The sequence below is a fragment of the Kiloniella laminariae genome (assembly GCF_027214005.1).
In the GTDB taxonomy this organism is placed as follows: Bacteria; Pseudomonadota; Alphaproteobacteria; order Kiloniellales; family Kiloniellaceae; genus Kiloniella; species Kiloniella laminariae_A.
On record NZ_JAPWGY010000002.1, the window covers coordinates 615,714 to 628,935 of the forward strand.

General features: G+C 50.9%; 15 protein-coding genes. 5 read left to right on the forward strand and 10 right to left on the reverse strand.

Annotated features, from left to right (window positions below; translation table 11 throughout):
* Positions 1-44: 44 nt before the first annotated feature.
* The 4 genes from rbsC to O4H49_RS07640 form a co-directional block, all read right to left on the reverse strand.
* Positions 45-989, reverse strand: coding sequence for a ribose ABC transporter permease (gene rbsC / locus O4H49_RS07625; RefSeq protein ID WP_269422830.1), 945 nt, complete (start codon positions 987-989; stop codon positions 45-47).
* Positions 990-1,030: 41 nt separating this feature from the next.
* Positions 1,031-2,512, reverse strand: coding sequence for a sugar ABC transporter ATP-binding protein (locus O4H49_RS07630; protein ID WP_269422831.1), 1,482 nt, complete (start codon positions 2,510-2,512; stop codon positions 1,031-1,033).
* A gap of 9 nt (positions 2,513-2,521) precedes the next feature.
* The gene (gene rbsD / locus O4H49_RS07635; protein WP_269422832.1) at positions 2,522-2,941 is read right to left on the reverse strand and encodes a D-ribose pyranase; all 420 of its coding nucleotides are present in this window, start codon (positions 2,939-2,941) and stop codon (positions 2,522-2,524) included.
* A gap of 200 nt (positions 2,942-3,141) precedes the next feature.
* Positions 3,142-3,555 carry a hypothetical protein gene (locus O4H49_RS07640; protein ID WP_269422833.1) on the reverse strand — a complete coding sequence of 138 codons (414 nt, stop codon included), beginning with the start codon at positions 3,553-3,555 and terminating at the stop codon, positions 3,142-3,144.
* 80 nt (positions 3,556-3,635) lie between these two features.
* On the opposite strand from O4H49_RS07640, the gene O4H49_RS07645 reads away from it, so the two are divergent.
* Positions 3,636-4,004 carry a hypothetical protein gene (locus tag O4H49_RS07645; RefSeq protein WP_269422834.1) on the forward strand — a complete coding sequence of 123 codons (369 nt, stop codon included), beginning with the start codon at positions 3,636-3,638 and terminating at the stop codon, positions 4,002-4,004.
* A 168-nt stretch (positions 4,005-4,172) separates the two neighbouring features.
* Here O4H49_RS07645 and O4H49_RS07650 read toward each other — a convergent pair whose 3' ends face one another.
* The 6 genes from O4H49_RS07650 to glmU form a co-directional block, all read right to left on the reverse strand.
* A complete protein-coding gene (locus tag O4H49_RS07650; RefSeq protein WP_269422835.1) occupies positions 4,173-4,388 on the reverse strand; it encodes a DUF7336 domain-containing protein in 216 nt (71 codons plus the stop codon).
* A 49-nt stretch (positions 4,389-4,437) separates the two neighbouring features.
* Entirely contained in the window at positions 4,438-4,653 is a 216-nt protein-coding gene (locus O4H49_RS07655) for a DUF7336 domain-containing protein (RefSeq protein ID WP_269422836.1), read from the reverse strand.
* Between the two features lie 379 nt (positions 4,654-5,032).
* Positions 5,033-5,500, reverse strand: coding sequence for an NUDIX domain-containing protein (locus O4H49_RS07660; protein WP_269422837.1), 468 nt, complete (start codon positions 5,498-5,500; stop codon positions 5,033-5,035).
* Between the two features lie 91 nt (positions 5,501-5,591).
* Positions 5,592-6,041 carry a hypothetical protein gene (locus tag O4H49_RS07665; RefSeq protein ID WP_269422839.1) on the reverse strand — a complete coding sequence of 150 codons (450 nt, stop codon included), beginning with the start codon at positions 6,039-6,041 and terminating at the stop codon, positions 5,592-5,594.
* Positions 6,042-6,079: 38 nt separating this feature from the next.
* Entirely contained in the window at positions 6,080-7,903 is a 1,824-nt protein-coding gene (gene glmS / locus O4H49_RS07670) for a glutamine--fructose-6-phosphate transaminase (isomerizing) (protein ID WP_269422840.1), read from the reverse strand.
* 6 nt (positions 7,904-7,909) lie between these two features.
* A complete protein-coding gene (gene glmU, locus O4H49_RS07675; protein ID WP_269422841.1) occupies positions 7,910-9,304 on the reverse strand; it encodes a bifunctional UDP-N-acetylglucosamine diphosphorylase/glucosamine-1-phosphate N-acetyltransferase GlmU in 1,395 nt (464 codons plus the stop codon).
* A 341-nt stretch (positions 9,305-9,645) separates the two neighbouring features.
* On the opposite strand from glmU, the gene gph reads away from it, so the two are divergent.
* The 4 genes from gph (at position 9,646) to O4H49_RS07695 (ending at position 12,934) form a co-directional block, all read left to right on the forward strand.
* Positions 9,646-10,293 carry a phosphoglycolate phosphatase gene (gene gph / locus O4H49_RS07680; RefSeq protein ID WP_269422842.1) on the forward strand — a complete coding sequence of 216 codons (648 nt, stop codon included), beginning with the start codon at positions 9,646-9,648 and terminating at the stop codon, positions 10,291-10,293.
* 221 nt (positions 10,294-10,514) lie between these two features.
* On the forward strand, positions 10,515-10,892 hold the full coding sequence (locus O4H49_RS07685) for a c-type cytochrome (RefSeq protein WP_269422843.1): 378 nt from the start codon (positions 10,515-10,517) through the stop codon (positions 10,890-10,892).
* A 219-nt stretch (positions 10,893-11,111) separates the two neighbouring features.
* Positions 11,112-12,419 (forward strand): NAD(P)/FAD-dependent oxidoreductase, encoded by a 1,308-nt coding sequence (locus tag O4H49_RS07690; RefSeq protein ID WP_269422844.1) that lies wholly within the window; start codon positions 11,112-11,114, stop codon positions 12,417-12,419.
* A gap of 140 nt (positions 12,420-12,559) precedes the next feature.
* A complete protein-coding gene (locus tag O4H49_RS07695; RefSeq protein ID WP_269422845.1) occupies positions 12,560-12,934 on the forward strand; it encodes a c-type cytochrome in 375 nt (124 codons plus the stop codon).
* The last annotated feature ends 288 nt before the right edge of the window (positions 12,935-13,222 follow it).

Sequence of the window (13,222 nt, forward strand, 5' to 3'; positions counted from 1 at the left end):
TTTCAAGGCACCATACCTTTCAGGCTTTTGATTTTACTTGAACGTCATCGGGATTTGACACGGCTGTCCACAACCACAGCCAGCAAGATCACCCCCCCCTTGGCGATCTGCTGGTAATAGGAAGAGACATCCATAAGATTGAGGGCATTGTTCAACACACCGATAATCAGGGCCCCGATCAGGGTTCCGATCAGGGTTCCACGCCCGCCCATAAGCGAGGTTCCCCCCAGCACTACCGCGGCAATTGCATCCAGTTCATAGCCAAGTCCGGCTGTGGGCTGGGCAGATTCCAGCCGCGCTGTCAGGATCATCCCGGCGAGCGCCGCCATAGCACCAGAGAGCATATAGACAACAATCTTGACCCGGCGCACATTGATCCCGGCAATCAGGGTGACCTGCTCATTGCCCCCGATGGCATAGACATAGCGGCCAAAAGCTGTCCGGTTGAGCACCAGCCATCCGACCCCGAAAACCGCCGCAGCCAGCAGGATCGGCACCGGAATACCGGCGACATAGCCCCCGCCCAGCTGATAAAAGGCTTCCGCGACCTCAAAATCCCCGGTGGAGATCGGGCGTCCGTCCGTGAACACCAGTGTCGCACCGCGCAACATGGTCATGCCGACCAGGGTCGCAATAAAGGGCTGCACGCCGAAAAAGGAAATGACAACCCCATTGGCCGCGCCCAGCATACCACCGACAAACAGCGTTGCCATAAAGGCCACAATCAAAGGCGTATCCGCCGCCAGCAGGCTGGCACAGACCGCACCTGACAAGGCCAGGACTGACCCCACCGACAGATCAATCCCCGCGGTGAGAATCACATAGGTAATCCCCAGGGCAATGATCGCGTTGATCGAAGTCTGACGCAGCACGTTCAGCAGGTTATCAACCGTCAAGAAGTTCGGACTGTAAAGTGACACTGCGCCCATCAGTAAAAGCAGAGCGATCAGCGACTTGTTGTCTATGAGTACTTTTTTAAATGACATCACTCTGTTCCAGTTGTCTTGTCCAGTTGTCTTATTGCCTCAGATCAGGCAATTGCCGCCTGCATGATTTTTTCCTGACTGGCTTCTTCCCGGGTAAAGCTGGCCGTCAGCCGTCCTCTGGAAAGCACCAGCACCCGGTCGCTGATCCCCAGCACTTCTGGCAAATCGGACGACATCAAAAGAATGCACAGGCCTTTTTCTTTCAAACTCTGTATTTGCGCATAGATTTCCCGCTTGGCCCCGACATCCACACCGCGGGTTGGCTCATCCAGAATCAGGATCCGCGGTTCGGCCATCAGGGACTTGGCCAGGGAAACCTTTTGCTGATTGCCACCGCTCATCTGTTGAACGGGCATATCGTGACCACTTGCCTTGATGGCAAAGGCATCAACAAACTGCTCGACCGCCCGGCTTTCTTTTGCAAGATCAAGCAGACCGAGAGCAGAGCAAAACTTCCTGACTGTCCCCAGGGTCATATTGCTTTTCAGGCTGTGTATCTGGATCAGGCCTTCGCCTTTGCGGTCTTCACTGACATAGGCAATTCCCGCAGCAACGCCATCCTGGGGCGAGGTCAGGCGACGTTCTGCCCCCTCAACCATGATCCGTCCCGCAAACAATTCTGCCACCCCGTAAAGCGCGTGCGCCAGCTCGGTTCGCCCGGCCCCGATCAGGCCGCTGAAACCGATGACCTCGCCAGCGTGGGCATCAAAGCTGATGTCGCTGATCCCCGGCGCGCAGAGCCCTTCTGCCTGCAGGCGCAGATCCCCCTTTGGCACCGCGGCATAGGGATAACGGTCCGACAGTTCGCGGCCGACCATATGACGGATCAGTTCTTGTTCGTTGATTTCACGGGTGGGGCCAACATGGACCATCTTGCCATCGCGCAGGATCGCCACCTGGTCACACAGCTCAAATATCTCCTCCAGCCGATGAGAGATAAAGATCAGGCCTTTGCCCTGCAGCTTCAGGTTCGCCACCACCTCGAACAAAACCCTGGTTTCCACATCGCTCAGCGCGTCGGTGGGCTCATCCATAATGATAACTTCGGCTTCAAAGCTCAAAGCCTTGGCGATTTCCACCATCTGTTGCTGCGCCAGCGAAAGACTGCCGACCAGCGCCTTTGGATCTATTGTCTGTTTGAGTTTGGCCAACAGGGTTTCGGTTGCAGCAATCATCTCGGCTGACCTCAGCAGGCCAAAACCGTTGCGCAATTCCCGTCCGAGGAAAATATTCTCGGTAACGCTGAGATTGGGCAAGAGATTGAGTTCCTGGTGGATGATCGCAATCCCCGCATCCATCGCATGGCGGGGATTATCAAAAGACACGATGTCCCCGCGATAAAGCACTTGCCCGGCCTCACAGGTATAAAGCCCCGTAATCACCTTCATCAGGGTCGATTTTCCCGCCCCGTTCTCCCCGGCCAGGGCCAGAACCGATCCGCGGAACAGCGAAAAGCTGACCTCGTCCAGAACCCTGTTTCCGGAAAACGACTTGGATACAGCCTCAAGGCGCAACAGTTCGCTCATGCACCCTCGCTAAAAATCGACGCCGGCAGTCAGGATAATATTTGCATAGGGCGTACATTCCCCTGTCCGCACCACCGCCCGGCAACTGGCACTGCGGAGCTTGAATTTTTCATGGCAGACTGTCTGTAACGAAATCCAGTTTCCCTGGGCCGTTTCCAGCCGGTTGATCCGCTCGTTGATCGCACTGTGCAGTGCACTGCTGTTGACAGAAAGCTCTTCTGCAACCAGGGCTTTTTCCACCATCATCTCGCTGGATATCGCGTCAAGAACATCAAGAAACGAAGGTATCCCGCGGGTAAGCGCCAAATCGATTCTGGTGACAGTCTCGGGAATGGGAAGCCCTGCATCACTGATACAGATCTCTTCTCCGTGGCCCAGCTGCGCGATAAGCGCCGACAGCGGCCCGTTCAACAAGGCGGTTTTTTTCATGCTCTCTCCCACCCGCTTATTCTTTAGCGGTTTATGCCTCAACAATACCTCAGAAAAACGTTTGCGCAAACGTTTTTCTGAGGTGATTTTTAAAAAATCATGTCGGGAGTTTATGGGCGGAAACAGGACTAGGCCCGCCCGGTATTTTCACAGGATAAGCGTGGTCACGTTTAAGATAAAGGCGGACAATCTTGCAGAAGCTATACAGAACTCTCAGGCAATGTTGCTTCGTCTTTCATCAATAAGGTCAGAATAGTGGAATCATGATAATCGATCACAATTTCACATCTGGAAAAATCATCTTTATCCAGTTCTGCTTTTACCAAACTGGCCTCTTCTTTTACTGCAACTATCAGACAGTCATTCGTATCATAAAGAGTTGCCGCAAAATCACACACCTCAGCCCAGCTGAATAGATATCCCTTGGGATTGCTGCGAACGACATCCTCCAAATCGGGCACCGATAAGTTGGCTGGTGGCGACCCCTTGCCATCAAAATACAACAAGGACCAAAGATAGCTGTCACAGGAGAAATTTTCGGACAGTTCCTCTAAAACCGCATGAAGCTTTATTTTACGACCATCCTGCCATATATTTCTCGATTCAACTTTCATCAAAATGACCCCGAAGAAATCAAGGTTACCTGTGTCAATTAATGCAGATACAAAACGTAAAAATTAGATTGAGAACTTAAATGACGCGTTCATCTTCTGACATTCTTGTACATTTCGTCGATTGCCTGCTATCGGTGAAATTATTAACCCGCAAACAAATAGATCAAATTCTTGCTGATATAGACGGTCTTGATGGAGCTATTGAACAAGAATTTCATATTTCTGCCTATGAGTTCTTAGCTATGTATATAGCGGATCATTTCCAATATGAGGAAATCTGCACCTTATTAGCAAACAATAGAGAAAAACTAGCATTAGATCTTGGAGTGCAATATTACTTTGTAGAGATGCTTATTGGAAAATTTGCCAGAGATGAAGAACGTATCATTAACTTGATCAGCTTGGCACCAGATCAATACAAACCATATTTAGAAATGCGCTATAGATAAGAAACGGGCACTAAACAAAACCTATACTATTTGATTTTTCGTATGAATTTATGCAAGTCTCAATGACTCACAACAGGTGAATCAGGGGCTGTTTGATCAAGATCTCAGGGCTTGCCAGAACTGCTGTGTGAAAAGCCCAAAATATGATGTGAGTTCAAACATATCCAATTAAAGCTGTAACGAACCCTCATCCATTACAATTTGGTTTAATTCATATTCTTTTATATAGAACCCATCTATTGCATCACAAAAGCCAGGTTTTGTTTTCAGCAAGGCAAGGTTTTTTTCCAGCTCACTCATCGTATCATAAATACCAACTATTTTGACACTCTTGTAACCCTCCTCAGGATACCAGGAATGAAAAAGCATATAAATTTTATTCATACCTCCCCTTATCCCAGACATACTCAACTACCCTTCTCTGAAAACTTAATTATCCTTCCCCGTACCCTTCCAACCAACCGGTATTATCAACAATTGTACAAGAAATTGAAAAGCCATCCTCACTGCCAGTAAATTCTGGCATTGACTTTAATTTGGCTATTGCTTTTCTTGCTTTTTCTTCATTTTCAAAAACACCAAGTGTTTTAACAATCTCTCTATACTCATCAAACTCCTGTACATGCTCAAGAATATATACTTTTCTCATTTTCTCCCTCCATTGTAGGCATCTCACTACTTCTCTCCTCAATTTCTTGGGCGACCTGGTCATCAAGAAGATAAACAAGGAAGGGAAAATCTGAAAATTCACCTAAACTCCTGAGACAGCCAGATTAGTTATCGCTTTTCTCCCTCAACAGGGGAGTGAGCAGTAGAAGGAATCACTCCGCTCACCCTTGTGCACACTCACTTTTCTCACAAACCTCGCTGCCGGACTGATCCACATTTGCTCTTTCAGAACCACGGCGTGACAGGCCAGCAGAAACATCAACAACCCGTGTTGAGATTTCGGTAGCTGCAACTCTGACAGTCAGAATTGGTATCATCACGAGAAAATTTCACCCGCAAATTTAATAGGTCACCAAAATTTACACGCCGACCTCAACGGGTTTATCTGGAATAACGCCTTCAATTAGATCAGGCAGATAAAACCCAATCTTTTCAGGAACAAAGACTTCATCCGACCCAATGATTTCCGCAATGCTCCACCAGTGATAGCCCTGGAAGTTCTGGTTTTCATTTTCATCAGGCATCGCCTGCGGGGGAACAAATTTCGCGGCTTCAATCAAATAGAAGATTTCATTAACGCAGATTTCACTGCCCTTAAAAATCAGGCAATGCTCTCTGGTCCAGACAGCAGGACCGATTTTCCAATCCGAAACAAAGATCTCTTCGTTCAATTCCCGACGCAAGGCATGAACGGGATCCTCTTCCCCCTCAAGGCCGCCTCCGGGTGTTAACCACAGAGGCACGCGATGGGCATACTGCATCTTCGCCAACAATATCCTTTTGTCCGGCGAGAGCATGACCGCTCTAACAGCGCGACGTCTTTTCATTGATTGGAATAAGCTTATATTTGTCTACTATGTTAAGAGCCGAAAATGCTTCGCTTCGAATGATTAAGTTCATGTAATACAGACTATGCTACTAAGATGGTAGCTGCCCCATGAGCACTTCTTTAAAAACACTACCACCATTAAACGGCGCTATTTCAATCTTCATCCAATCACCTTCCTTCGATTGAATGATAAATACATCACCGGTCCAACTCTCTTCTGAATGTTTAACATTTAGAATATCACTATATCTGATATCGCTATTTTTATTATCTTTATGATATATGACCCGCTTATCTGTTAATAGAGCGGCTTCTGTTGCGTCGAGTACAATCGTCACATCATAAAAGGCGATCAATTTCTCTTCTGTGGCCAATATATCATGCTCTTGAATGTAATTAAGGGCATAAGTCGGAATTTCATTACCTAAAAGAACACCACCCTCATCCCAATTTTCATCACATCCACTTAAGAATGAGAGTAAAATAACAACACAAATTGAAAGCCTCATCCGAATGATAGCATTGCCTAACATTTTCATATGTAAAATCCCTGCAAAACCACAACCATACAGAGAAATTACTCAACAGTCACAGATTTGGCAAGGTTCCTAGGCTGATCCACATCCGTTCCCTTCAGCACAGCGGTGTGATAGGCCAGCAGCTGGATTGGCAGGGCGTAGAGGATCGGGGCGACAAAGGGATCAACCCGGGGCAGCTCGACGCTGTGTTTGGCGATTGATCCGGCCCGTTTCAGGCCTTCCTTGTCCGACAACAGGATGATCTGGCCGCCGCGGGCGGCGACTTCCTGCAGGTTGGAGATGGTTTTTTCCATCAAAGGCCCGCTTGGAGCACAGGCAATCACCGGTACGTTTTCATCGATCAGGGCAATCGGGCCGTGTTTCATCTCGCCTGCGGCATAACCTTCGGCGTGAATATAGCTGATTTCCTTGAGCTTGAGCGCCCCTTCCATCGCCATGGGATAGAGATTGCCCCGGCCCAGATAAAGCACATCCCGCGCCTCACTGACATCGACAGCAATCCGGCGAATGGTCTCATCGGCATTGAGAAGCTCGGCAATCCGCGCCGGGATTTCGGTCAGGGCGGTGGAAAGTTCGGCTTCGCGTTCCGGCGAGATCGTGCCCTTGGCCCGGCCAATACCGATTGCCAGACAGGCCAGCACAGTCAGCTGGGTGGTAAAGGCCTTGGTCGAAGCCACACCGATTTCCGGCCCGGCCAGGGTCTGCAAGACCATATCGGATTCACGGGCGATGGTTGATTCCGGCACGTTGACGATGGAGACAATCTTCTGCCCCTGTGACTTGGCATAACGCAGGGCAGCCAGGGTATCGATGGTCTCGCCCGACTGGGAAATAAACAGGCTGACGCCTTTTTCCGGCAGCGGCGCTTCGCGGTAACGGAATTCCGAGGCGATATCGACCTCGACCAGCTGTCGCGCTTCCTGCTCCATCCAGTATTTGGCCACCATCCCGGCCAGCGACGCGGTGCCACAGCCGACAATGGTCAGACGGGAAATATCGGCAAGATCAAAAGGGAATTCCGGCAGCTGGATCGTCCGCGCCAGAGGGTTGAACATCGCATGCAGCGTATCGCCGATCACGGCGGGCTGTTCAAAGATTTCCTTCATCATAAAGTGACGATACTGGCCCTTGCCGATCATGGCACCGGATACCGCTGTCTGCACCACTTCGCGGTTCAGCAGGTTGCCGTCCAGATCGCGAATGGAGGCACCGTTGTTGTCCAGCACCACCCAGTCACCTTCTTCCAGATAGCAGATCCGGTTGGTCAGGTGTGACAGCGACAGGGCATCCGAGCCAAGATACATCTCGCCATCGCCATAGCCGACAGCCAGCGGGCTGCCACGGCGGGCGCCGATCATCAGGTCTTCGCGTCCGGCAAAGACAATCGCCAGGGCAAAGGCCCCTTCAAGGCGCTTCAGGGTTGTCTGCACCGCTTCTTCCGGTGACAGACCATCGCGCAGATAGTGCGTGATCAGATAGACCACGACTTCGGTATCGGTTTCGGTCTGGAAAGTCTGGCCCTTGGCATCCAGTTCGGCCCGCAGTTCCTGAAAGTTCTCGATGATGCCGTTGTGGACCAGCGACACCAGATCACTGGCATGGGGATGGGCGTTGATTTCATTGGGGCGGCCATGGGTGGCCCAGCGGGTGTGGCCGATCCCGGTCATGCCACCCAGAGGTTCGGCTTCAACCCGCTTTTCCAGATTGACCAGCTTGCCCTGGGCGCGGCGGCGTTCCAACCCGCCATCCACCAGCGTGGCAATACCCGCAGAATCATAGCCGCGGTATTCCAGCCGCTTCAAACCGTCCAGCAGCAGAGGGACAACAGGTTTGGTTCCGATAATGCCGATAATGCCACACATTGTTGTCTAACCCTTTTTCTCTGCGTTTTGTTCTGCTGTCTTCTGGTCTTTGATCTTCTGGCGCCCGGCCCGGAAAGAGGCACCGCCGCCGGCCTTTTCAACCAGTCGTCCCCGGACCACGGCAATGGCATCTTTCTCAACGGCTTTGGTCAGCGTGCTCCCGGCCCCGACAATGGCCCCCGCCCCGACGGTGACAGGCGCAACCAGCGCCGTGTTCGACCCGATAAAAGCCTCTTCGCCAATCACGGTTTTCCACTTGTTATAGCCGTCGTAATTGCAGGTAATGGTCCCCGCACCGATATTGGCCCGGGCCCCGATTTCCGCATCGCCGATATAGCTGAGATGGTTGACCTTGGCCCCTTCACCCAGCACGGCATTCTTGGTTTCGACAAAGTTGCCAACCTTGCCCCCGGCCTTGATCTCGGTTCCCGGACGCAACCGGGCATAGGGGCCGATCACGGCTCCTTCAGCAATATTCGCCCCCTCGATATGAGAAAAAGCCTTGAGGGTCACATCATCGGCAATGGTCACTCCCGGTCCGATAAAGACGGAAGGTTCAATAATGATATCCCGACCAAACACTGTATCTGTCGAAAGCCAGGTCGAGGCCGGATCAATCAGTGTCACCCCCTGCGCCATGGCCTCATTCCGCAGACGCTGCTGCAGAACCTGTTCGGCGGCGGCCAGCTCCTGGCGGGAGTTCACCCCCATCACTTCTTCTTCACTGGCTTCCACCGCGCGGGTATCCAGACCTTCGGCATAGGCGAAATCAAAAATAACCGGGAGATAATACTCCCCCTGGGCATTGTTATTGTCGAGCTGATGGATCAGGCGACAGACGGTCGGCCCATCGCCCAGCAAAATTCCGGCGTTACAAAGATCAATGGCCTTTTCAGCATCCGACGCATCGGCAAATTCAACAATACCTGCAACCCGGCCCTGCGCATCAAGTCTGACCCGGCCATAGCGTCCCGCATCTTTCGGACGAAACGCCAGCCCCAACAACACCGGCCCGTCAGCTGCGCGACGCCGGGCGACCATTTTTTCAAAGGTCGCACTGCGGATCAGCGGCGTATCCCCGAAAATCACCAGTATATCGGCCTGATCGCCAGCATCGCAAAATCCTGCAAGCGCCGAAAAGGCTTCCCTCACGGCATGCCCTGTTCCCAAGCGATCATGCTGGACAACAACCCGGTGTGGCGCAGCGGCCTTTTCAACGGCTGGTGCATCAGGGCCGACAACGACAACGACCTGATCAGGTGACAGTTGCTCGACCCCGGAAAGCACATGCGCGAGCATCGATTTCCCGGCCAGTCCGTGCAGGACTTTTGGCAACTTTGATTTCATGCGGGTGCCCTGGCCGGCAGCCAGAACAATAACGGCGAGTTTGCGAGCGCTCATTGGTCCTCAGTGTCACTATTCGTGAAATCTTCTCTGTGATTACCTGCTGCCGTGCCTGCAATCAACAACTACTAGACATCATAGAGAGAAAATCAGGCGAGATTATTGCGGATTGAAAATGCCATGCGGGTTTCTCCATCTCAAATCACCTTTTGTTTCGGCCTGTTACACAATATTTCCAATTATTACAGCTCCCTTTGTTAGCCCCTTGCCACCAGGTCATCCGCTGGGTAGCGTTGCCGACCCCTTACGAACGAACAACTGCCAGGCTTCACATGACACAATTGCCAGAAACGCACGCGCCAAAGATACCGCCATCCGAAAAAAAACGGAGTATTCTGGTGTGTGATCTTGATGGCACACTGATCGACAGTGCCCCCGACCTTGCGCTCACCCTTTGCCTGCTCCTGCGTCAGGATGGACGGCGCGAACCGGATCTTGCGGAAGTAAAGAACATGATCGGCGACGGAGCAACCAAACTGGTAGAGCGAGGCTACGCCGCAACAGGAGACAAACTCTCTGAAGACGCCCTGACGATAAAGGTCAAAGAGTTTCTCTCGATCTACAACGACCATCTGGCCGTCGGCACGGTTCTCTATCCTCACGTGACAGAACAGCTTCAGGCTTTAAAGCATAAGGGATGGCGGCTGGCGATCTGTACCAACAAACCTTTTGCCCCAACCAGACAGCTATTAAGCCTCTTTGATCTCGAACCCCTGTTCGAAAAAGCAGTCGGTGGCGACAGCTACCCGGTCAAAAAACCTGACGGTGATCATATTCTTTGCCTGCTGAAGGAAATGGATGCTGATCCGCAACAGGCCATCATGCTGGGCGATGGCAAGAACGACGTCCTTGCCGCCCGCAACGCGGGGATTCCCTCGATCCTCTTCACCCAGGGATATGGAACAGAAGCTGCCCGGGCTCTCGGCCCGGACTATATCCTCGACAGCTATCAAGAACTTTCTTCTCTCCCACCTTTTGCCGGATAAATGATGCGACAAGACAGCGCGGTTTTTATTTTCCCGCACACAAACCCTGAAAAACGCCTAGTATTGCGCAAAATCAATTCGCAAGGTGGTAATCGGAACTAGACTGCTTCAAGACAGTTTTCTTAACGAAACTTTGATACCGTCAAAGGATTATCGGGTTTTGTCAGACAGACACCCCCTTGCCGGGACACACTAAACTAACTGCTCAGGAGAGAGTTCTTATGAAAAAAATTGCCCTGATGGCTTTTGGACTGACAGCCGGAATTGCCCTTGGCCTTGGCACAGCCCAGGCTGGCGATGCCGCTGCAGGGGAAAAGGTATTCAAAAAATGTAAATCCTGTCACACCATTGAAGCTGACGGGAAAAACAAGATCGGCCCAAATCTGTTTGGTATTATCGGCAAAGCCGCCGCAGCAGCTGAAGGATTCAAGTATTCTGATGCCATGACGGAATCCGGGGTGACCTGGACAGAAGAAGCTCTTACAGAGTTCTTGACCAAGCCAAAGGATTTTATGCCAGGGACAAAAATGTCCTTTGGTGGTCTGAAAAAAGCTGAACAGATCGAAGATCTGATTGCCTATCTGCAAGCCAACAGCTGATTTCCTGATTTATCACGCCAAATAAAGAAGCCCGGATGCGAAAGTGCCCGGGCTTCTTTATGTATCTGCCTATTTTTTTCAAAGGCAGCTCCAGAGTTTGTTTTGCAACAATATATTTATTTTGAGCGCTCATATAAAATAATATAATATCGACAAAATCAGAGATTGATCTGCCATCCTCAGCTCGATTTCATTTCAATGCACCAGGTGAAATTTGCCATGCTTTTGTCCGATAAAACGATGGATTATCCCCAGTCCTATTACCATGCGACAGCAAATGAACTGCCTTTTCAGCCACCTTTAACCGAAGATCTCAGCTGTGATGTCTGCATTATCGGGGCAGGCTATACCGGTTTGTCAGCCGCGCTTCATCTCGCCCAAAAGGGCTACAGCGTTGTCTTGCTGGAAAGTAATCGTATCGCCTGGGGGGCATCCGGAAGGAATGGTGGCCAACTGGGGAGCGCCCACACTGTGCTCCAGCCTGATCTGATCCGTAAATATGGCAAAGAACGCGCCCGCGCCCTGTGGGATATCGCCGAGGATGCCAAATTTCTGGTGAAAGAACTGATCCGGGAACACCAGATTGACTGCGACTATACCCCCGGGAACATGGGATGCGCGGTCACAAAAGGCGATTTTTCCTATCACCGGGAACATGCAGCTATCGTTAGCGGCGATTATGGTTATTCTCACTACCAGTTGCTGGAACAGGAGGAAATTCGAGATATCAGTGGATCAACCGCCTATGCTGGGGCCCTCTACGACCCGACAGCAGGCCACCTCCACCCCCTGAACCTTGCGCTCGGTTATGCCAGGATCTGTCTCAAAGCCGGTGTCAGAATATATGAAAAATCTGCTGTGCTGGATATTCAAAGGACTGATCCTGCCCGGGTGAAGACCGCTCACGGGTCAGTAAAAGCCAGCTTCGTTATACTTGGCTGCAATGGTTACCTCGGCTCCTTGAATAGAACCATGGCACGTAAAATTCTGCCTGCCGAAAACTTTCAGCTGACCACCGCCCCGCTGCCAGATCACCTTGCAGAGAATATCATCAGGAACAGAAGCTGCCTGTGGGACTCTCACAACCAGGTCTATTATTACCGCCTCACCCCTGATAATCGCTTGATATTTGGCGGAGGGCTTGGCCTGCCGGGTCGCCATCCCAAAGGGATCGACAAAATAGTGCGGGCCCACATGTTGAAAATATATCCGCAGCTTGCTCAGACCAGCATCGATTATTCCTGGGGAGGAACCTTCTGTAATACCTTTAGCCATTTACCCGATTTTGGCAGGTTGGCACCAAATATCTTCTATGCCCAGGGTTATACCGGACACGGCCTTGCACTGGGTGCTTTGGGCGGAAAACTGATGGCTGATCTTGTCTCGGGTACTGCAGAAAAATTTGATCTTCTCGCCTCGGTCCCGCAATGGTCGATACCCGACAGCCCCTTTCTTAAAAACCAGATCTTAAGGTTGGGTTTTCTCTATATCGGCCTGAAAGACAAGCTCCGCTCCCTGCAAAGATAACACGAACGTTCACTTGTTCGCGAGACAGCAGACAAAGCGATTTTCCCACGCCATCATGCTTTCAGGAACAGGGCAATGAAGGCAAAACCTGATTGCGATCTGTTTCCAGCAACAGAACTGGATTTTACGGAGAGAATTCTATGGCGAGGATCGCAACGACATTATGGGGCATAGCCCTAGGCCTTTCCTTCACGGTTTCTGCTGCCGCAGCAGCTGATGTCGCCGCGGGAAAAAAGGTCTTTAACAAGTGCAAAGCCTGTCATGCCATCGGCAAGAGCAAAATCGGCCCTGACCTTGCCGGTATCATAAACCGCCCCGCAGCTTCAATCGAAGGTTTCAAATATTCGGACCCGATGCAAAACTCCGGCCTGACCTGGACAGAAGAAAATCTTGCCACCTTCCTCAAAAAGCCCAAAGCCCTTGTTCCCGGGACGCGAATGGCTTTTGCCGGGTTGAAAAAAGATGACGATATTCAAAACCTGATCGCCTATCTGAAAGAGGCGACCGTCCCCTGATATAGAAATTTTAGCAGACCAGATTAGACTAATCGCAAAAAACTCTTGCTTCTGCTTTGGGATTTTACCCCTTCCCCGAAATACCGGAAAAGTTTCCTGGAATTTGTTAATATGATCTTTCCCGATCAGGTTTAGACTCGGAAACTCTGTGCCTATTCAATTATTCGTTAACCTTAAACGATCAAAGTAATATAAAGATTAAGGTTAATTGTATATATATCAGAACGAACAGTCATACGTAACCGGACCCTGCAACTCCCAGCAGGTGTATCCGATAATTGGTATTAG